Source organism: Oceanimonas sp. CAM02 (assembly GCF_032842915.1).
GTDB lineage: Bacteria > Pseudomonadota > Gammaproteobacteria > Enterobacterales > Aeromonadaceae > Oceanimonas > Oceanimonas smirnovii.
This window is the reverse complement of sequence record NZ_JAWJBK010000030.1, coordinates 75,075-93,560: the sequence shown is the minus strand read 5'-3', so window position 1 is coordinate 93,560 and position 18,486 is coordinate 75,075. Positions and strand designations below refer to the sequence as shown.

The window sequence follows — 18,486 nt, the reverse complement described above, 5'->3', positions numbered from 1 at the left end:
GCAAACAAGAGGGGTAGCTCACGCCTTGCCCAAAATGGGCACACATCAGCGCAGCTGAGGGGTGCCGGTATTTACACCGGCATTCTGGGCACGGTTCAGCAGCAGATGATCCAGCAGCACCATGGCCATCATGGCCTCGGCAATGGGCACGGCACGAATACCCACACAGGGATCGTGACGGCCGCGGGTCACCATTTCAGTGGCATTGCCGTCTTTATCAATGGTCTTGCCCGGCACCATAATGCTGGAAGTGGGCTTAAGCGCTATGCTGGCCACTATGTCCTGACCGCTGGAGATGCCGCCCAGAATGCCGCCGGCGTGATTGCTGGAAAAGCCTTCCGGGGTCAGCTCGTCGCGGTGCTCTGAGCCTTTTTGCTCCACCACGTCAAAGCCGTCACCGATTTCCACGCCTTTTACCGCATTAATGCCCATCAGCGCATGAGCCAGATCGGCGTCGAGACGGTCAAATACCGGCTCGCCCAGACCCACAGGCACACCAGTGGCCACTACCTGAATCTTGGCACCGATGGAGTTGCCCTCTTTTTTCAGCTCGCGCATGTATTCATCCAGCGCGTCCAGCTTACCGGCGTCGGCAAAAAAGAAGGGGTTGGTTTCAATGACGCTGGCATCAAAAGCCTCGGCCTTGATGGGGCCAAGCTGAGTAAGATGGGCATAAACAGACACGCCAAACTGCGCCAGCACCTTTTTGGCAATGGCACCGGCGGCCACCCGCATGGCGGTTTCCCGGGCGGAAGAGCGGCCGCCGCCGCGATAGTCGCGAATGCCGTATTTCTGATGATAGGTGTAATCGGCATGGCCCGGACGGAACAGGTCTTTAATGGCGGAGTAGTCCTTGGAGCGCTGATCGGTGTTTTCAATCAGCAGGCCAATGGAGGTGCCGGTGGTTTTGCCTTCAAACACGCCACTCAGAATTTTCACCTCATCGGCTTCCCGCCGCTGGGTGGTAAAGCGGGAGGTGCCGGGCTTGCGCCGGTCCAGATCCTGCTGCAGATCCGCCTCGCTCAGTTCAACCCCCGGAGGCACGCCGTCTACCACGGCACCCAGTGCCAGGCCATGGCTTTCGCCAAAGGTGGAGACGCGAAAGAGGGTTCCTATACTATTCCCTGCCATGATTTTTCCTTACAACTTGATAATTAAAACTGATCCCGGTGTGCCAGCAGATCCCGCCGGCTGATCACAAATACACCATGGCCGCCATGCTCAAACTCCACCCAGGACAGGGGCAGCCCGGGAAAAGCCATGTCCATGTGCACCTGGCTGTTACCCACTTCCACCACCAGCACGCCGTCGTCGGTCAGAAAGTCACAGGCCTGGGCCAGCAGGCGGCGGGTAAAGTCGAGGCCGTCAAGGCCGGATGCCAGCGCCAGCTCAGGCTCATGCTGAAACTCGTCAGGCAAGTCGCTCATGTCTTCTTCATCCACATAGGGCGGATTGGCCACGATCAGATCGTATTTGTCACCGGCGGGCAGCGCCGAGAACAAATCCGATTCGATGGGAATCACCTGCTGCTCCAGACCGTGGTTATGAATATTGATTTCCGCCACATCCAGCGCATCCCGGCAAATATCCAGCGCATCCACTTCCGCTTCAGGAAAGGCATGAGCCAGCGCAATGGCAATGCAGCCGGAGCCGGTGCACATGTCCATAATGCGGGCAGGCTCATGGGCCAGCCAGGGCGCAAAACGGGTATCAATCAGCTCGGCAATGGGCGAGCGCGGGATCAATACCCGCTCATCCACATAAAACTCATAGCCCGCAAACCAGGCGGTATTGGTAATATAAGACGTGGGCAGGCGCTCTTGCACCCGGCGACGAATCGCCTCCAGCAAAATACGGCGCTCAGCAGGTACCAGACGGGCATCGCGCACCTGGGGCGGACAGTCGAGAGGCAAGTGCAGCAGCGGCAACACCAGTTGCACCGCATCGTCCCAGGCGTTGTCGGTGCCGTGGCCGTAAAACAGTCCGGCCTGCTGAAAGCGGCTGGCGGCAAATCGCAGCCAGTCACCTGTGGTGTGCAGCTCGTTGAGCGCCTCGTCATTAAAAAGCGTGTCCAAAACCCCTCCGCCTCGTTAAAATGGCTGTTTTTTGAGTAACAAAAGCAAACATGACCGCCTCATCTTCTCCCCCAAACGACGATAAAACGCTGTTCATGGAAGCGGTGCGCGGTGTCCGTAAATTGAAGCAGGATACCATAAGTCCGCACCGTTCGCCGGTCAAGGTGAAAGCCATGCGCACAGCAGAGCGCAAGGACAGGGCGGAAGCCCATCCGTTTTCCGACTTGTATGAACCCTGGCTGGATCAGGACGGCCCCACCCGCTTTCGCGCCGACGATACCTCAGCCTTTGAGCTGAAGCGGCTGCGTCGTGGCGACTATGTGCCTGAGCTGTTTCTGGACTTGCATGGCCTCACCCAGGAAGAAGCCAAGCAGGAGCTCTCTGCACTGCTGCTGGCCGCCCGCCGGCAGAACGTGAATTGTGTATCAGTGATGCACGGCCACGGCAAGCATATTCTCAAACAGCGGCTGCCCATGTGGCTGGCCCAGCATCCTCAGGTGCTTGCCTTTCATCAGGCCACCAAGGAATGGGGCGGCGATGCGGCCTTGCTGGTGTTATTGCAGACTGAACGTTAATAAATGCAAAAAGGCCGGACATGTGCCCGGCCCCTGTATCCCGTGCCTGTATCAGGCGGTGGCTTGCGATGAGTTCAGCTGATTGATCAGACGGTTGATTTCACTGACCGTTTTACGATGTTGAACGTCGGCCTGCTCGGGCATAATCAGCAGACCTTTGGCGTAGTGATAGGCACCACGGCCATGTATGTAGAGCCTTCCCTTGAAAAAGGTTTTTACATGTTTGGCAATCAACAAAGGCTGATAGTTATTAAAGATTCGCATTTTCCACCTCTGCCTTACTTATATCGTGCTCATTTATTGGTTTTTAGTTAACCCATGGAACCGCAAAGCGGCCATGGCCGTGGACGATGGGGGCGAATACTGTGCGGTCCTTCAAGCCAGTTAAATAAGCCGCCATGTCCTTTTTCCAGCGTAATTTTGGCAACACCGGAAGTGACGAAAATCGGTGCCATGGTTGCCGGACACAGACTTTCGACAAGAAATCCAACCAGGGGCATGTGGCTTATGACCAGCAGATTCTGGCTTTGTTCAACATCGGCATAAGCCAGAATGAGACTGGCGGTGATGTCGGCATCAGCATTGGGTATCAGCTCGTCGCAAAAGTCTATCCGGGTTCCCGGAATAAACCGTGACACCTGCTGCCAGGTTTGCCGGCTGCGCACATAAGGGCTGACCAGCACGCGATCAAAGGATGCTACCTGCTGCGCAAGCCACTGTGCCATATGACAAACTTCTTCTTCTCCATGCTCTGTCAGCGGTCTCAGGGCATCGGTGGATGCCTGGGACACTGCCTGGCCATGACGCATGACAAAGATATTCATCTTCACCTCACCTTCAGGCGAACCCGCCTCGTGAAAAGGGCGGGCATCATACCCCTGCAAATCTGGTTGCTCAAGGATCCGGCTCACTTTTTGCGCATGCCATATCTCGCCACCCCGATTAGCACCCTTATAACATATATAGAACAATCTGGTGACAAGATTCATTCATTTAAAGTGCTGCCTGGTTAAAAGTCAGCCGGCAAACAGATTGCAGCAGATCAATGACACTTTGATGACGCCAAAAAAAACTGGCCGGTCAGGGCCAGTTAAACGAGTTCTCATTATTACGAGTGAACAGAAACCAGAATCTGAGATCACCCCGGTGATACTCAGCGTGTTGACGTGGCGCCAACAAAGGCAAGGTTACTGCACCATCATTTGAGGATGTTGATCCTGGTCAACAAAACGTTAACCCTTACGCTTGTCTAGCCACATCAGGATCACACAGGCCACCACCGACACGGCAATAAAGCCAAACAGAAAGATAAGGGGCATGGCGGTATAGCCAAGTACGTTCCAGATGAGTTGTTCCATTGCGCTCATAGGCTTGCTCCGGATAACGAATTTGCCAACAGTGTAGCAGATCAGGCCCTGATCAGGGCATAGCGCGAGCCGCGTGCACTCACCAGAGACCAGCGCCGGCGCGCCATAAACATGGGCAGCACGGCAGGCCCGAGCAAACACCCCAGCATGGCCCAGCGGCGCGGCGGTAATGCACTCTGCAGTGCGGCAATATAAAACAGCAGCCCGCTCAGAGGGGCCAGCAAGAAAACGGCTAACATCATAAAAAACCTCCTGACTGGCTAAAATATTACCACATGCCCTTACCTGCTGTCAGGATATGAAATATCCTCTATCTTCTATGCTTTAGCCAATCTGAACAGAGAAATCATTATGTCCTACCGCCATATTTTGGTTGCACTGGAACTGCATCCCAGAGAGACCCCCTTGCTGCAACGAGCCACGGAGCTGGCGGAATATTATGGTGCCGACCTGCACCTGGTGCACGTTCAGCCGGATTTGAGCGGAGTGTATGTGGGCGGGCTGAACATGAGCCTGCCCCAGCTTAAAATGAAGCTGAGGCTGGAAAGCGGCCATGAACTGATGCGGCTGCTGCAAGAGGCACAAAACCAGGTAACCAGTGTGTCATTGCCTACCGGCGATTTGCATCAGGCAGTGCGCATGGCAGTAAAGGAAACCAAAGCCGGCTTGCTGATTTGCGGTCATCGCCCCCACCACCGCTTTTGGGGTCATCTGTTTTCCAACAGCGTGGGCTTTATGGATATCAGCAACTGTGATCTGCTGGTGGTGAAACTGGCCGCACCTACTTCAGACAAAACCCCTGGCGCTGAAGAAACTCGAACATAAACGGCCGTGCCTCTCTGGCCAGGGTTTCCCCAATCTGCCCGGTCCAGCTGGTGTCTTTCTTGCCACCGGTGCGGGTCTGATAATAGTGACGCACCTGTGCGTCATAATCGGCCATCACAGCATCACTGTGCTCCGGCTGATAGCCATTTTCCATAAACATCATGCTGGCCGGCAATCGCGGCTTTGGCTCAGGATCCTGATCAGGATGCCCCAGGCATAACCCGAATAATGGAATAACCCCTTTGGGCAGCCCCAAAAGCTCACTCAGTGCCACCGGCTCATTGCGCACTGCGCCAATAAAAACACCCCCCAATCCCAGCGACTCGGCCGCTGTCAGGGCATTTTGCCCCATTAACGCGGTATCAATAGCGCCAATCAGCAACTGCTCGGCAAAGCCGGTCCGGGCATTGGGCACCCAATGTAAATGCCGGTGAAAATCGGCACAAAACACCCAGAATTCAGCCGCGCTGCCCACATAGTCCTGATTGCCGCACAGTGCCATTACTTGCTGACGAAGGGCGGTGTCGGTAATGCGAATCACACTGGAGGCCTGCAAAAAGCTGGAGCTGGACGCCGACTGGGCAGCGGCCATAATGGCACTCCGTTGTTCAGGCGTAATGGCTTCCTGAGTAAATTTCCGAATGGATCTGTGTGCCCGCATCAATTCAATCGTGGTTGTCATATTCACCTTTCATTTTCGGTCTGTGTATCATCATGCTCATTGAGGCCGTCTGAATGGAAGCAACCGTGAAGCAAACCCAGCATATTGAACCCATGTCCCGCCGCCATGGTCCTGCCCTGGCTGCTGCTGGCCTTGCCGGCATCATCTTGTTACTTCCCCTGCTCTACTGGTTTAATCACAGCGCTCAGCTGGTGCTGATATTTTTAATGCTGGCTTGTCTGGTCTGTCTGGTACTGGGTCTGCTGAAGCTGCGCGAGCCGGTATACAGCTTTTCCCTCAGCGAAGACAATTTACACTTTCATCATCGCATTGGCGGCTGGAGCCTGCACTGGAGCAATATTGTGCGGGTGGATCAGCCCAGAGTAAACAGCGGCCTGGATTTGGTCGCACTGCCTTATGTGGGCATTAAAATACGCGATTATGATGAGTTTTTACCACTGATGACACCAAGGCTGATTGTGCACCTGCTCACAGATCAGCGCCCTTTGCTGGCCATGGGCGTGCGCTTTGGCACCATAGACAGAGCCAAACTGCACGACTGGCTGATAGAAGATACTCACTACCGTTCGGCAGCGGGCCGTCATTATCAGGGCCTTGCTGCCATGCTGGGGCACCGTATGAGTCATTTACGTGAACTGTACGGCTACGATTTAATGGTGCATGAATCATGTCTGGACAGAGACACCGCCGATTTTGTACAGCTGCTGCGCCGTTATCATGGCACCGGGCCGGTGGCGCTTTAATCGCGGCGTGCCGGCAGGCACAATAACGCTTTTCTCCTTAAGGCGTGCCCATGAAACATCTTGATGCCCTGTATCTGTTTGTAAAGGTGGTGCAACAGGGCGGTTTTTCCCATGCTGCCGCCCAGCTGGCCATGCCGACTGCCACCCTCAGCCGGCGCATTTCCAACCTGGAGCAGGCGCTGGGCTGCAAACTGCTCAGCCGCACCACGCGCAAGCTGCAGCTGACGGAAGAAGGCCGGCGCTACTATGAGCGGCTGAATCCGCTGTTAAGCGAGATGGAACAGGTTACCGGAGATATTCAGGGGCAAACCCAAACCATGAGCGGCCTGATTAAAGTGGCCGCCCCCATCGCCATTTCCAATACCTTTCTGATGGATGGCATTACCGAATTTTGCCTGCAATATCCGCAAATACGCATCGATCTGCTGCAAAGTAACGATTACACCAGCCTGCTGGATACGGATCTGGATGTGGTGTTTTTCAGCGGCGAGCTGCCCGACTCCACCCTGCGCTCACGCCAGCTGGGCGAGGTGCAATATGGCCTGTTTGCCGCCCCCCGTTATCTGGCCGAAAAAGGCGAGCTTAACCATCCGGAAGAGCTGGATCAGCATCATATTATTCAGTGCTGGCCTCATCGCAACTGGCAGCTTACCGACAGCCGGGGCCGGCGCTTTCACCTAAAACCTGTGGCCCGGCTATCGGTTAATCAGATGCAGTCAGCGGTGAAGGCTGCCATCAAGGGGCTGGGTATTGTGAATGTGCCCCGTCATTACGTGGCTCACTATACAGAAGCAGGCTTGTTACAACCGGTGTTACCGGACTGGCTGGGCGGTAAACGACCATTTCATATGGTGTATCACAATCGGGAGCTGGCACCGGTGCGGCTGAATGCGTTTATTGAGTTTATTGATCAACATATGCGATACCGGCTGGCATCAACCTGGGTAACCATGGGGGAAACAAAGCAGGAATAGCAGACAAAAAAATGGGCAGAAAAATCTGCCCGACTCCACTAACAAAAGATCTCTGTAAGCTATGAACACACGGTATCACAGGCCAAGGAGGTTAATTAGCTGTTATTTTGCAAAACGAATTATGTGATTATCCCATTTTTGGAATAATCATTTTGCCAGCTCTGTTTCCCATACCACTGCCTGCCCTTTGGGCCAGCGTTCATCGAGATCAGCATAGGCTTGCTCCAGCAAATGCCGCTTAATTTTAAGGGTGGGCGTTAAGATATCGTTTTCTACGGTCCAGGACTCATCAATCAGCAAAATGCCACCCAGCCGCTGATGGCTTTCAAGCTGGCCGTTAATCCGCCCCAGGCACGCCGACAGCTCACTGGCCAGCTGCTCTTTGCTCTGCGCAGCGGCATGCTCCGACAACTGCACCAGCGCCATGGGCTGCGCCTGACCACTGCCCACCACACACACCTGTTCCACCAGGCTGCTTTCAATCAGCATGGCCTCTATGGGCACCGGCAGCACATATTTGCCCTTGGCGGTTTTAAAGGCATCTTTCAGCCGGCCGGTTATGGTAAGAAAACCTTCATCGTCCAGCTTGCCCCGGTCGCCCGTGTGCAGCCAGCCATCGCGCAATGTTGCCTGGGTTGCTTCTTCATCTTTATAGTAACCGCTCATCATGCCTTCACAGCGGCACAGAATTTCCCCTTCATCGGAAATGCGGATCTCCACGCCCACGCCGGCCTTGCCGACGGTACCGACTTTGTCGGAACGAAACGGATAGTTAAGGGTGGAATAGGCCAGGTTCTCGGTCATGCCCCAGGCTTCGGTGATGGGCATGTCCAGCTTTTCATACCAGCGCAACAACCAGGGTGAAATGGGAGCCGAGCCGCAACCCAGAATACGGGCCTTGTCGAGCCCGAGGCCGGCCTGAATTTTCTTTTTCACCAGACCCGACAACAGCGGAATGCGCAGCAGCAATTTCAGTTTGGCTTCTGGCAGCTTTTCCAGAATGCCGCTGCGAAAGTTGGTCCAGAGCCGGGGCACAGAAATAAACACTGTGGGTGAAATGGTTTTTACGTTATCCACAAAAGTGGGCAGGCTGTGTGCAAAGCCTACCTGCGCACCGGCATAGAGGCTGGAGCCCAGGATATAAACCCGCTCGGTAATATGCGCCAGGGGCAGATAGGAAAAGGCCCTGTCGTCTTTGTTAAGCCCCGTGCTTTCCAGAATGCCCCGGCAGGCTGCGGCATAGGCACCATGGGTTATCATCACGCCCTTGGGCTTGCCGGTGCTGCCGGAGGTGTACACCAGGCTCATGAGGGCACCGGCCTCAGGCACGGGTTTCTCTGCGATGGGATCCTGCACCAGCAGGCTGCTCCAGTGATGATGGGTCTCCATGCTGGTGTCGTAGGGCATGGCAAGGCGCATCACTCCCTCGGGAATGCCCGGCTCCTGAGTGTCGGGGTTGTCGAGCTTGCCGATAAATACCGCTTTACTTTCACTGTGCTCCAGCACATAGCGAACGGTTTCGGCACCGGCAGTAGGATAAATGGGCACACTGATGTAACCGCCCATTTGCAGGGCAAAATCACAGATAAACCATTCGGCACAGTTTTTGGAAAGCAGTGCAATTTTATCGCCCGGCTCAAAGCCCAGCTTGCTCAGGCCGGACACCAGCCGGCCAGCCATTTCCAGGACCGAACTCCAGCTGTGATCATGCCAGCCGTCAGCCCTGGGCTGACGCAGATAAATTGCCTCGGGCTGCTGCTCGGCCCAGTGGTACAACATTTGTAATGGCAATGTGCGATCGGAAGCAGTCATAAGTTTCCTTATTGCTGATGGGAGCCACTGACACAAGTATTGCAAACATTTTACAGAGCGGCAGCTTTTATGTGAGTCAGGTTACTGATTGGCTTAAGAAAAGCTGATCAATGCCGGCTTTTTATAAAGGCGTGAAAATCGGCTTCAAACAGGGGCCGGCTGAACCAGTAGCCCTGAATGGCATCACACCCTTTGTTACGCAAACGTGTCAGCTGCGCTTCGGTTTCCACGCCCTCGGCAATGGTGCTCATGCCCAGGCTCTTTGCCATTTGAATAATGGCATTCACAATGGCCTTGTCTTCATGGTTATCGGTAATATCGTCGATAAAGGACTTATCGATTTTCAGCTTATTCACCGAGAAGCGTTTCAGATAACTCATGGAAGAGTAACCGGTACCGAAATCATCAATGGAAATGCGAAAGCCGGCGGCACTCAGAGTGGCAAGCTGCTCACCGGTGTGCTCCGGATTCAGCATGGCCACAGTTTCGGTCAACTCCAGTTCGAGCCGGCTGGCGGGCACACCGCTGGCGGCAACCCGCTGTTGCAGCCGGGCCACAAAATCGGGCTGCGCCAGCTGTACTGCAGAGACATTAATGGCAATCACGATATTCTCAAAACCTGACTGCTGCAGCCGGTTCAGTTGCTCCAGCACCCGATCCACTATCCACCAGCCAATGTTCACAATCAGGCCGTTCTGCTCGGCCAGCGGAATAAACTCACCCGGTGACACAAAGCCCCACTCAGGATGTTGCCAGCGCAGCAGCGCTTCGGCACCGGTGACACTATCCTGCTGTAAATCCAGCTGGGGCTGAAATGCCAGCGCCAGCTCGCCATTAACCATGGCATTTTTCAGGGCGGTTGCTAATGACAGCGCCCGTTCACTGTTTTTCTGCATGTCGGGCGCATAAAAGCGCAGCCCGTTGCGGCCGTCCTGCTTAACCCGATACATGGCAAGCTCAGCCGCCTGAAACAGATGCTGAGCGCTGTTACCGTCTTCCGGAAAAGTGGCAATGCCCAGAGATGCACTCAGCGACAGAGACGTGCCCGCCGTGGGCACAGGCTGCTCAATGCGCGCCAGCAAGCGTTCTGCCAGCAGTGCCAATGACTTGTGTTCACTGTTTTTTACCGTGAGCACAACACTGTCTCCTTCAGGCCGGCCAACCAGGCTGCCTGGTGCCAGCTCTTCTTGCAGGCGGTTGGCCATTTCCACCAATATTTCATCACCGGTGGCATGCCCCAGGGTATCGTTCACCGCCTTGAAGTTATCAATGTCCAGCCACATCAGCGCCAGCCCCTGCCCCATGGAAGCGGCCGTTTTCATTTGCAGGGCCAGTTGCTGCTCAAAGGCCTGTTTATTCAGCAGGCCGGTCAGCTGATCAAAACGAGACAGCTCACGCAACCGCTCGGCATTGTGTTTTTGCTCGGTAATGTCTTCCTTGTGAGCCACGTAATGAATAACCCGGCCCAGCTCATCGGTAACCGGATAGATGGTGGTACTTTCCGTGTATTCATCACCCTGCCTGCGCCGGTTAATCAGCTCTCCTTTCCAGGTGTGGCCACGCCCCAGCGTGCTCCACATATCCTGATAGACACTGTGAGCCGTTTTACCCGACTTGAACATTTTGGGATTTCGCCCTATCACTTCCGCCGCACTGAACCCGCTCACGGCCATAAAAGCCGGATTCACATACTGCAGCCTGACATCGGCGTCGGTAATAATAACCGGATAGGGGCTTTGCTCCAGCGCCTTGGACAACAGATGGATCACACCGTCTTGCCGGCGCTGGCGCACCCGGCTCCAGATGCTGTCTGCCAGAATCTGCAGACTGTCGGCATCTTGCCGGTGATAACGCCGTTTGCCCAGCACCGTCAGCACCAGTGGCACATGTCCTTTATCAATAACGGGCACACTCATGCCGGTGGCAGCCAGTGACGAATAGGGAGTGTCTTCTGCATCATGCCACTGCACCGTATTATGACGGGCTGCCGCGGTCTGCCAGGGCGAGCTGTCTTGTTCCAGATCTGCCGGGCTGATCCCAAAAGGCACGGCATCTACCGGCAAATATTCGGCATCATGCTCACGGCAGACATGAATAACCGCCGCAGTGCTGACACTGAGCTCCGCTGCCTCTTTAGCACAGGTAAATAACAGCTCGGCCACGCTCGCTTTATGATCCAGATGATTCACCAGTGAAAGGGCATTATTCAGCCGGGTTTCATGCTGAATACGCTGTTCATTGGCCACCTGGCGGGTCACATTCCGCGACATCACCAGAAAGCTGCGCCGGGACTGATTACGTTTGCGCGACACCGACAGCTCCAGATGCTCTCCCGAGCTCAGGGCCATTCTGGTGTGATGGGCAATACCGTATTTATCCGCCTCTTGCAGCGCATGAAAGAAAGCATTGCCCGCCTGTGCCGGCAACCAGTCTTGCTGCTCACTGCCGGCCGGCAAATCTCCCGCGTCTCCGGTGGCATAAACAGACAGCACCCGGCCGTTGTCGTCTACCTCCAGCAGTGCATCGGGCAGCGCGTTTAAGGTTGCCTGCAGCCGGGAGCGGGCGTCACTTAACGACTGATAGGGTTCATAGACAGTTTCACGGAACAGCGCACGATAGAGAAAACCGTAGCTGATAATTTTGTAACCGTGCCCAAGAATATTAAAGGCATCAGTAAATTCGACATAACGGGTAAGAAAGTACTCCGCCATGGCCATAATAATGGCCGAGACGGTTAAATAGAGATAGCCGAGCTGGCCGCTGCGCCGGTAACCTTGCAGCAATCCCAGTGCCGCCAGCAGACAGGCGGCAATCATGCCGTATTCAAACTGTATCTTGAAAGGCGTTAACCCCTCTCCCACCACAAAGGTATCGGGCACAGTGCCGGGAAAGCCAATAAACCAGACCTGACACAGCGCCACCACGCTTAACACAAACATCAGGCCACAGCGGCGCTGCCACCTTGTGGTGGTGCGACTGGAAAGGGAAGGTACAAATGCCATCAACAGCAAGGTGATGGCGGTAAGCGCGCGGGCTGCCAGCCAGAAATTAATGGCTTTTTCCGGAGTATTGTCGGTAATAAAGGCGGGCATGACCCGGTAAGACAGCAGATGGGACAAGTCGAGCAGCGCAACACCCAAAAAGCCCGCGCCAATCACCAGCGCCTGCAAGGAAGGCCGGTATCGCTGGGTTACCCATGCCATGCCAAAGATCATCATGGCAACAGCAAAGGCAAACATCTCAAAGATAATATTCAGCGGCACATAATGAATTAACGACTCAAGCTGCTGCACCACAGGCGGCACCTGGGCCACCATCATCAACAGCGCCAGCACACTCACCCAGACACAACCCTGAACCACTTCCCTGTTGTGCCACATGCCGGCTGGCATTAACCATGCCTTACTCAATATCCACCCCTGATACTTGCTGCTTATTACCGGTATGACACCGGCACATAGCGGCAAAGTCTGTATCAGTTCTGCCGGTGAATCAAGCGGTTAACATCACTCCCGCGTCGCCATTTTTTTGACACATTCGCTTACAGACTCTCTGCAAACAGGATCAGCAATACACTGACCGCCAGCAACACCCACAAACACCGCTCTACCCAGTCTGTTTCCATCGTTCTTTACTCTTGAGTTTTCGCCACTGCCATAAGCTGTGCAAAATAAGAGCCAATAATGTCGGCAACCTGAACAAAAAACCCCGCACATGACTGTGCGGGGTTGTAACAGACTAAAAACCGGCTTTTGCGGCAGCCCTGCCGGAAGCCGGTCCGGCTTTGATGCACCAGCTTCGGTACAGGTGCCAGCTCATCAGTCCGGCCAGCAGATTTCCTGCCATGGCACCCAGCAGCAGCCCGTTCAGGCCATCCAGCATGGAGCCGAGCCACAACAGAGGCAGGTAGCACACCAGCAACCGCAGTGCCGACATCACCAGGGCCAGCCGGGGCATGCCCATGGCATTGCATGCCGATACCAGGATCATGCACACCCCCATGGCACCGTAACTGAGCGGCACCCGCCACAGGTAACCGGAAAGAATGGCAGCAGTGGTGCCGTCGCTGGTAAGCACATGACTCAGAGGCACAGATACCACCACCAGCAGCAGCGCCAGCGCCAGCTGCCATAACAGCACAAAGGTCATTGCGGTACGTACCAGTTGCCGTATCTGCTCCATATCCTTGCTGCCCCTGAGCCGGCCAATCATGGGCGGCATGGCCATGGTCAGGGCCAGCACCACCACGATGGACAGCAGCTCAATACGGCTGCCCAGCCCCCAGGCAGCCACCGCATGCTCGCCATGCACAGCCACCAGCGCTGTGGCCAGCATGGCTGACAAGGGCGGCACCAGCTGGCTAAGGGTGCTGGGCAGCATAAAGGACAACAGGCGAGTCAGCCCGCTCCGGATCCGGGCGGTATGACGTGGCAAGCGGATCAGTCGGCGGCGCAACAGACCGGTAAAAATAACCACACAACCGGCCCCAAAGGCACAGACGGTGGCCCAGGCGGCCCCGGCCAGGCCCATGTCCAGGGTAAAAATGAACAGGGGATCCAGCACCACGTTGATCAGGCTGGTCAGTACCATCACCAGCCCGGGCAACAGGGTTTCGCCGTAGGCGCGGAACAAACTGTAGCCAAAATACAGCATGGCTCCCAGCCAGCAACTGAACAACCAGGGCAGCCAATATTCCCGCACCAGCGGAAGCAGCGACCCGGAGGCCCCCAGACGAAAGACAATCTCTTGCTGCCCGGCCCAGACTAGCAGGCAAAGCAGTAACACCACTCCCCCGCCGGTGGCCAGCACCAAGCTGCCCAGTTGCCTGGCTTCACCTTGTTTGCCGGCTCCGAGCGCAGTAGAAATAATGGTGGTGGTGGCAATGCCCAGACCAACCTGAATGCCGATGATCAGCTGATATACCGGAATGGTAAAGCCCACTGCCGCCAGCGGCTGGGTGCCCAGCTGGCCGATAAAGGCACTGTCGACCATCTGGCTGCTCATGATGGCCAGCACACCAATCAGCATGGGCCAGGTCATGCGGTACAGCTGCCGGCCAAGGGACCCGCCGGTGGATTTTATCATGTCAGTCATTGCCTGGCAGCAACGGCTTATGCAGTGGCATCTGCTGCAGCCAGCGTGGGATAGTCGTTATATCCCTCAGCCCCCTGGGTATAAAAAGTGGCCGGATCCGCTTCGTTCAGTTCGGCACCTGCCTGCATTCGCTCCACCAGATCCGGATTGGCAATAAAAGGCACCCCAAAAGCAATGGCCTGTGCCTGACCAGACTGCACGGCCGCATTGGCTTCCTCGCGATCGTAGCCCATATTCAGGATCAGATTGCCCCGGTAGTGCTCACGGGCAGGCGTTACTACATCCAGCTGCTGCTCACCCAGAAAATCACCGCGCATCAGGTGCAGGTAAGCCAGCTGGCAGTCGTTCAGGCGCTGTGCCAGCCAGGTGGTCAAGCCGACCGGATCGCTGTCTTTCATGCTGTTAAAGCTGTTCAGCGGCGACAACCGCAGCCCCACCCGATCACTGCCCCAGACGCCGATAACGGCATCCAGTACTTCCAGCAACAAACGGGCGCGGTTTTCGATCGGTCCGCCATACGGGCCGGTGCGCAGGTTGCTGCCGTCCCGCAGAAACTGATCCAGCAGATAGCCGTTGGCACCGTGCACTTCCACACCGTCAAAACCGGCACGTTTGGCATTCTCGGCGGCTATTTTAAAGCCCTCGACAATAGCCGGGATCTCGTCATCACGCAGTTCCCGGGGCACTGTGTAGGCCTTTTTTCCTTCCGGCGTATGCGCTTCGTCATTGGTGATGGCTACTGCACTGGGTGCCACCGGCACCCGGCCGTTGTTCAGCAGCGGATGACAGGCCCGGCCCCCGTGAAAGATCTGCAGAAAAATCTTGCCGCCGCGGGCATGCACCGCCTCGGTCACTTTTTTCCAGCCGGCCACCTGGGCCTCTGAGTAGATGCCCGGCTCGCGCCAGAATGCCGAATTGCCTTCCATCGCCATGGTGGCCTCGGCAATCAACAAGCCGGCAGAAGCGCGCTGAGCATAATGCTCAGCAATAAGATCAGTAGGCACATGATCGGCATCGGCGCGAACACGGGTCAGCGGGGCCATCAGCACCCGGTTATTCAGTTCAACGGCACCCAGCCGGACCGGCGTAAAGAGATTGGTCATAAAAATCCTCGTTATGGTGACTGGCAGGAAAGACCTGCCAAAAGCATGAGCCTATTTCGCCAGAACCGGCCATGGCTGTGTAGCTGGTCCGGCTTTGGAACGGTTGTGAATAAAAGTTGAAACCAGACTGGTACCATACCGGTCGTATAATGCACCAAATTTCTGTTGGCTTTTGACTCCCCCAGCGTATTACACCCGGTCAAAACCGTTGATCACTGAGGCCCTATAACCCGATGATTCCCAATCAGCTCAACATCTTTCTTGCCGTGATAAGGCACGGTAACTTTTCTTCTGCGGCCAGGCATCTGGGGGTAACTTCGGCGGCCGTCAGCAAGGCCGTGGCCCAGTTGGAGAAGTCACTGGAATTGCGTTTGTTTCACCGTACCACGCACTCTCTTACCCTCACCGAAGACGGCCATGAACTGCATAAAAGAACCGGCCCTCTGGTGGAGCAGCTGGAAGATCAGATAAGACGCAGCAAAGACAAGAAAAAGCAGCCTCACGGCCGGCTGAAAGTGAACCTGCCCGACAGCTTCGGGCGCATGGTGGTGCTGCCCCTGCTGCCCGCCTTTCTCGAAAAATATCCCGACATTGAGCTGGATCTGCAGTTTGATGACCGCATCGGCGATCTGGTGAAAGAAGGTGCTGATGTGGGCATTGGCGTTATGCTCAATCAGGACAGCCGCCTGATTGCCCGCGACTTTTATCAGCTGCAACCCGTGCTGGTGGCCAGCAGTGGCTACATTGAAAAATTTGGCGAGCCCGCCACCCCAAATGAGCTGTTGCACCATAACTGCATTGCCTACCGCTCCTCCACTACCGGCCGCAAAAAAACCTGGGACTTTCGCGTAAAAGGCGAGCTGATCCAGCACGAGCCTCAGGGTAACCTGACCGTAAACAGCCTGTCGGCCGCCATCAAGGCAGTAGAAATGGGCGTGGGTATTGCTGCCGTGGGCATTGGCCACGCTCAGGCCTGTATTGAACAGGGTTGTTTTCGCCGCGTGCTGCGAGACTATGAGGCCGATCCCATTCAGGTAATGATTTACTACTCGTCGCGCAACTACCTGCCGGCAAAAACCCGGGTGTTTATCGATCACCTGATGGAACACGTTCACGATAAGCGCACTACCGATCTGGACGCCATTATTCATGAGCTTTGAAGCGTTATTACTGCCGTGTTTTATTTTGCTAATGAACAGAATAAACTTAATGGCTTTGTTATGCGCTCACAGCATCTGTTCTGACTTTGGTTTTGGTGTAATTTATTGGCGGATACTCACCGTGATTTTGAAAATACCACCACAAGAATTGCCCTTCTGCACCAAGCAGAGTGTCGCCAAATTTACGGTAGTCACAAAAGGCGATCTCTATTGCCCCGTAATTTCTTATTATCATATTAAATTTCAACGAGTTGGCCTTCGACGTGGCATGTAGGTTTGCGTGTCGAAAATACCTGGATTTGAAACTGGTCTTGGTTTGGCCTATATAAAGGATGCTGCTCTCGCCATTGAGGCGAGGCACGGGTTTTGAGGACAAGAAAAAATAGATTATGTTTTTTGCCTGAGCAGCAGCCTCCGAGCCATAAACATTTTCAAAATTGAACTTTGAAAGCTCATTGATTTGGCCCGGTAGACGCTCAAAATTGCTCACCAGAGATGACAAGTCATGCTTTGTAATCAAACCTACAGCTCCGTACATGAGTGACCTGATAAATGGGTAGCCCCGTCAGGCAACCATTCGATACTCAAGGCACCACCACCAAAACGAATAATCCCTTCTTTTTTCGGCAACTCATTACATTGGCCTCGATATTCAATAAAATCATCAAGAAGCTCAATCGGGTGCAGTTTAAAACCAGGTGCCGTAACCTGATCGAAAACATCGTCTTCAAGTGTCCAAGATGTACCGCTCAAACGGTCTTCACCATCTTCCGCACAGAAAATCACCTCGCCTTTAACTTTCACAGTCTCAGGATACTGCTTGGCAAGCATAGCAAGGCGAGTAGCTTCGAAGTCTTGATCAAAATTTGGCATATTTTTTCCTTTGGCTCGTTATTTTTCAGCTTGTACCATCTAGGCGACAAGTTACGTCGCATAGCCGCATAACGCCAGCCGGGTAATGCAAGTGCTGGAAATACTGGCACCGGCGGTGGAGGTATACAGCATTGACGAAGCTTTTCTGGATCTGAGCGGCATCACCAATGTGGTGGCGCTGGAGCAGTTTGGCCAGCAGATAAAAGCAACAACGGCCCAGTGGGTTGGCATTACGGTTGGAGTGGGCATGGCACCCACCAAAACCCTGGCCAACTATGCCGCCAAAAAGTGGCCGGCAGCTGCAGGCAATGAATATTTGCACAGCGCTGGATCTGGCCGGTATGCCGCCCACGCCGCCGAGAAACTGCGGCAGGAGCAACAATACTGCCGGGTTGTGCTGGTATTTATGCGCACCAGCCCGTTCGCCGGCAATGAACTCAAGTACAGTCATCATGCAGCCGTTACCCTGCCACTGCCCCGGATATTGTAGCGGCGGTAATAAAAGGGCTGGACCTTATCTGGCGGCCCGGCTACCACTATCAGAAAGCTGGGGTCATGCTGCTGGACTTCTGGCCGCCCGGCACCTACCAGCCGGAGCTGTTCGATTCCATTAACGAACGCCCCAAAAGCCAGAAGCTGATGCAGGCCATGGATGCCATTAACCACAGTGGCCGCAGGCGAGTGTTTCTGGCAGCCGAAGGAATAACACAAGAGTGGCAAATGAAGCGGGCGCGGCTGTCGCCCGCTTATACCACCCGGATTAAGAAATTACCGGTAGTCAGGTGATGCTTGGTTTTCAGCTTTTACGTCAAACATTCTTTAATTCACAGCGACTGTGAAAGCATGAAATGCTGAAACGGTTTTACCCAGACCGTTTTAACCCGCCCGGCTGAGATAAGCGTCTGGATCAAGACAAGAGAAGTAAGCCAAAGTATCTGTTGTAAAAAGCAGATACAAAAAAGCCCTTGATAAACAAGGGCTTAAATGTAAATTTGGCGGTGAGGGAGGGATTCGAACCCTCGATACGTTGCCGTATACACACTTTCCAGGCGTGCTCCTTCAGCCACTCGGACACCTCACCAATTTTTGTGCTGTATTTTATTTGAGAGTGTTTAGCTTCACTCAGTGCTGAAGGCCTGTACCTTGTCAGCGGGGCGTATAGTAGGCAAGGCCGGCGTCGGGTGCAACCCTTTTGTTACCATG

General features: G+C 54.8%; 20 protein-coding genes and 1 tRNA gene. 7 read left to right on the top strand and 14 right to left on the bottom strand.

Annotated features, from left to right (window positions below; translation table 11 throughout):
* Positions 1 to 45: 45 nt before the first annotated feature.
* Positions 46 to 1,131: a chorismate synthase gene (gene aroC, locus R0I78_RS11705; protein ID WP_317075433.1), complete on the bottom strand. Its 1,086-nt coding sequence runs from the start codon at positions 1,129 to 1,131 to the stop codon at positions 46 to 48.
* A 23-nt stretch (positions 1,132 to 1,154) separates the two neighbouring features.
* A complete protein-coding gene (prmB, locus tag R0I78_RS11700) occupies positions 1,155 to 2,075 on the bottom strand; it encodes a 50S ribosomal protein L3 N(5)-glutamine methyltransferase (RefSeq protein ID WP_317075432.1) in 921 nt (306 codons plus the stop codon).
* Positions 2,076 to 2,125: 50 nt separating this feature from the next.
* Between prmB and smrB the strand changes: the two genes are divergently transcribed.
* The gene (gene smrB, locus R0I78_RS11695; RefSeq protein ID WP_019935787.1) at positions 2,126 to 2,650 is read left to right on the top strand and encodes an endonuclease SmrB; all 525 of its coding nucleotides are present in this window, start codon (positions 2,126 to 2,128) and stop codon (positions 2,648 to 2,650) included.
* A 51-nt stretch (positions 2,651 to 2,701) separates the two neighbouring features.
* Here the strand turns inward: smrB and R0I78_RS11690 are convergent, their stop codons facing one another.
* The 4 genes from R0I78_RS11690 to R0I78_RS11675 form a co-directional block, all read right to left on the bottom strand.
* The gene (locus tag R0I78_RS11690) at positions 2,702 to 2,914 is read right to left on the bottom strand and encodes a DUF1107 domain-containing protein (protein WP_019935786.1); all 213 of its coding nucleotides are present in this window, start codon (positions 2,912 to 2,914) and stop codon (positions 2,702 to 2,704) included.
* Positions 2,915 to 2,961: 47 nt separating this feature from the next.
* Positions 2,962 to 3,639 carry a phosphohistidine phosphatase SixA gene (gene sixA / locus R0I78_RS11685; RefSeq protein ID WP_317075431.1) on the bottom strand — a complete coding sequence of 226 codons (678 nt, stop codon included), beginning with the start codon at positions 3,637 to 3,639 and terminating at the stop codon, positions 2,962 to 2,964.
* A 243-nt stretch (positions 3,640 to 3,882) separates the two neighbouring features.
* Entirely contained in the window at positions 3,883 to 4,017 is a 135-nt protein-coding gene (locus tag R0I78_RS11680; RefSeq protein ID WP_019935784.1) for a TIGR02808 family protein, read from the bottom strand.
* Positions 4,018 to 4,058: 41 nt separating this feature from the next.
* The gene (locus tag R0I78_RS11675; protein ID WP_019935783.1) at positions 4,059 to 4,259 is read right to left on the bottom strand and encodes a hypothetical protein; all 201 of its coding nucleotides are present in this window, start codon (positions 4,257 to 4,259) and stop codon (positions 4,059 to 4,061) included.
* Between the two features lie 109 nt (positions 4,260 to 4,368).
* Between R0I78_RS11675 and R0I78_RS11670 the strand changes: the two genes are divergently transcribed.
* Positions 4,369 to 4,842 carry a universal stress protein gene (locus R0I78_RS11670; RefSeq protein WP_317075430.1) on the top strand — a complete coding sequence of 158 codons (474 nt, stop codon included), beginning with the start codon at positions 4,369 to 4,371 and terminating at the stop codon, positions 4,840 to 4,842.
* Here R0I78_RS11670 and nfsA read toward each other — a convergent pair.
* Positions 4,799 to 5,524, bottom strand: coding sequence for an oxygen-insensitive NADPH nitroreductase (nfsA, locus tag R0I78_RS11665; RefSeq protein ID WP_317075429.1), 726 nt, complete (start codon positions 5,522 to 5,524; stop codon positions 4,799 to 4,801). The two genes, R0I78_RS11670 and nfsA, sit on opposite strands and share 44 nt — an antisense overlap.
* Positions 5,525 to 5,577: 53 nt before the next feature.
* Between nfsA and R0I78_RS11660 the strand changes: the two genes are divergently transcribed.
* Positions 5,578 to 6,267 carry a DUF2982 domain-containing protein gene (locus R0I78_RS11660; protein ID WP_317075428.1) on the top strand — a complete coding sequence of 230 codons (690 nt, stop codon included), beginning with the start codon at positions 5,578 to 5,580 and terminating at the stop codon, positions 6,265 to 6,267.
* Between the two features lie 50 nt (positions 6,268 to 6,317).
* Complete coding sequence (locus tag R0I78_RS11655; RefSeq protein WP_317075427.1) at positions 6,318 to 7,241, top strand: LysR family transcriptional regulator; 924 nt, start codon at positions 6,318 to 6,320, stop codon at positions 7,239 to 7,241.
* A gap of 147 nt (positions 7,242 to 7,388) precedes the next feature.
* On the opposite strand, the gene R0I78_RS11650 is transcribed toward R0I78_RS11655, so the two are convergent.
* The 4 genes from R0I78_RS11650 to R0I78_RS11635 all read right to left on the bottom strand — a co-directional run bounded on the left by R0I78_RS11650 (position 7,389) and on the right by R0I78_RS11635 (position 15,250).
* On the bottom strand, positions 7,389 to 9,053 hold the full coding sequence (locus R0I78_RS11650) for an AMP-binding protein (RefSeq protein ID WP_317075426.1): 1,665 nt from the start codon (positions 9,051 to 9,053) through the stop codon (positions 7,389 to 7,391).
* Between the two features lie 107 nt (positions 9,054 to 9,160).
* Positions 9,161 to 12,445, bottom strand: a complete 3,285-nt coding sequence (locus tag R0I78_RS11645) for an EAL domain-containing protein (protein ID WP_317075425.1) — start codon at positions 12,443 to 12,445, stop codon at positions 9,161 to 9,163.
* Positions 12,446 to 12,791: 346 nt separating this feature from the next.
* Entirely contained in the window at positions 12,792 to 14,138 is a 1,347-nt protein-coding gene (locus R0I78_RS11640; protein WP_317075424.1) for an MATE family efflux transporter, read from the bottom strand.
* 26 nt (positions 14,139 to 14,164) lie between these two features.
* The gene (locus R0I78_RS11635) at positions 14,165 to 15,250 is read right to left on the bottom strand and encodes an alkene reductase (RefSeq protein ID WP_317075423.1); all 1,086 of its coding nucleotides are present in this window, start codon (positions 15,248 to 15,250) and stop codon (positions 14,165 to 14,167) included.
* Positions 15,251 to 15,483: 233 nt separating this feature from the next.
* On the opposite strand from R0I78_RS11635, the gene R0I78_RS11630 reads away from it, so the two are divergent.
* Positions 15,484 to 16,410 (top strand): LysR family transcriptional regulator, encoded by a 927-nt coding sequence (locus tag R0I78_RS11630; protein ID WP_317075422.1) that lies wholly within the window; start codon positions 15,484 to 15,486, stop codon positions 16,408 to 16,410.
* Between the two features lie 58 nt (positions 16,411 to 16,468).
* On the opposite strand, the gene R0I78_RS11625 is transcribed toward R0I78_RS11630, so the two are convergent.
* A complete protein-coding gene (locus tag R0I78_RS11625; RefSeq protein ID WP_317075421.1) occupies positions 16,469 to 16,948 on the bottom strand; it encodes a hypothetical protein in 480 nt (159 codons plus the stop codon).
* A complete protein-coding gene (locus tag R0I78_RS11620) occupies positions 16,933 to 17,283 on the bottom strand; it encodes a hypothetical protein (protein ID WP_317075420.1) in 351 nt (116 codons plus the stop codon). The genes R0I78_RS11625 and R0I78_RS11620 overlap by 16 nt, the downstream gene beginning before the upstream one ends.
* An 85-nt stretch (positions 17,284 to 17,368) precedes the next feature.
* Here R0I78_RS11620 and R0I78_RS11615 point away from each other — a divergent pair, with 85 nt between their 5' ends.
* Entirely contained in the window at positions 17,369 to 17,773 is a 405-nt protein-coding gene (locus tag R0I78_RS11615) for a hypothetical protein (RefSeq protein ID WP_317075419.1), read from the top strand.
* A 65-nt stretch (positions 17,774 to 17,838) separates the two neighbouring features.
* Positions 17,839 to 18,069, top strand: a complete 231-nt coding sequence (locus R0I78_RS11610) for a DUF4113 domain-containing protein (protein WP_317075418.1) — start codon at positions 17,839 to 17,841, stop codon at positions 18,067 to 18,069.
* Between the two features lie 207 nt (positions 18,070 to 18,276).
* On the opposite strand, the gene R0I78_RS11605 is transcribed toward R0I78_RS11610, so the two are convergent.
* Positions 18,277 to 18,364 (bottom strand) — tRNA-Ser (locus R0I78_RS11605).
* Between the last annotated feature and the right edge of the window lie 122 nt (positions 18,365 to 18,486).

What these genes read in the sequence shown, in the direction of transcription:
- R0I78_RS11690 (WP_019935786.1), bottom strand. Translation starts at nt 2,914, where the DNA reads ATGCGAATCTTTAATAACTATCAGCCTTTGTTGATTGCCAAACATGTA.
- R0I78_RS11660 (WP_317075428.1), top strand. Translation starts at nt 5,578, where the DNA reads ATGGAAGCAACCGTGAAGCAAACCCAGCATATTGAACCCATGTCCCGC.
- R0I78_RS11640 (WP_317075424.1), bottom strand. Translation starts at nt 14,138, where the DNA reads ATGATAAAATCCACCGGCGGGTCCCTTGGCCGGCAGCTGTACCGCATG.
- smrB (WP_019935787.1), top strand. Translation starts at nt 2,126, where the DNA reads ATGACCGCCTCATCTTCTCCCCCAAACGACGATAAAACGCTGTTCATG.
- R0I78_RS11650 (WP_317075426.1), bottom strand. Translation starts at nt 9,053, where the DNA reads ATGACTGCTTCCGATCGCACATTGCCATTACAAATGTTGTACCACTGG.
- R0I78_RS11610 (WP_317075418.1), top strand. Translation starts at nt 17,839, where the DNA reads ATGCTGCTGGACTTCTGGCCGCCCGGCACCTACCAGCCGGAGCTGTTC.
- R0I78_RS11625 (WP_317075421.1), bottom strand. Translation starts at nt 16,948, where the DNA reads ATGTACGGAGCTGTAGGTTTGATTACAAAGCATGACTTGTCATCTCTG.
- R0I78_RS11680 (WP_019935784.1), bottom strand. Translation starts at nt 4,017, where the DNA reads ATGAGCGCAATGGAACAACTCATCTGGAACGTACTTGGCTATACCGCC.
- R0I78_RS11670 (WP_317075430.1), top strand. Translation starts at nt 4,369, where the DNA reads ATGTCCTACCGCCATATTTTGGTTGCACTGGAACTGCATCCCAGAGAG.
- R0I78_RS11675 (WP_019935783.1), bottom strand. Translation starts at nt 4,259, where the DNA reads ATGATGTTAGCCGTTTTCTTGCTGGCCCCTCTGAGCGGGCTGCTGTTT.
- R0I78_RS11655 (WP_317075427.1), top strand. Translation starts at nt 6,318, where the DNA reads ATGAAACATCTTGATGCCCTGTATCTGTTTGTAAAGGTGGTGCAACAG.
- R0I78_RS11630 (WP_317075422.1), top strand. Translation starts at nt 15,484, where the DNA reads ATGATTCCCAATCAGCTCAACATCTTTCTTGCCGTGATAAGGCACGGT.
- R0I78_RS11620 (WP_317075420.1), bottom strand. Translation starts at nt 17,283, where the DNA reads ATGCCAAATTTTGATCAAGACTTCGAAGCTACTCGCCTTGCTATGCTT.
- sixA (WP_317075431.1), bottom strand. Translation starts at nt 3,639, where the DNA reads ATGAATCTTGTCACCAGATTGTTCTATATATGTTATAAGGGTGCTAAT.
- R0I78_RS11645 (WP_317075425.1), bottom strand. Translation starts at nt 12,445, where the DNA reads ATGCCAGCCGGCATGTGGCACAACAGGGAAGTGGTTCAGGGTTGTGTC.
- R0I78_RS11615 (WP_317075419.1), top strand. Translation starts at nt 17,369, where the DNA reads ATGCAAGTGCTGGAAATACTGGCACCGGCGGTGGAGGTATACAGCATT.
- nfsA (WP_317075429.1), bottom strand. Translation starts at nt 5,524, where the DNA reads ATGACAACCACGATTGAATTGATGCGGGCACACAGATCCATTCGGAAA.
- R0I78_RS11635 (WP_317075423.1), bottom strand. Translation starts at nt 15,250, where the DNA reads ATGACCAATCTCTTTACGCCGGTCCGGCTGGGTGCCGTTGAACTGAAT.
- aroC (WP_317075433.1), bottom strand. Translation starts at nt 1,131, where the DNA reads ATGGCAGGGAATAGTATAGGAACCCTCTTTCGCGTCTCCACCTTTGGC.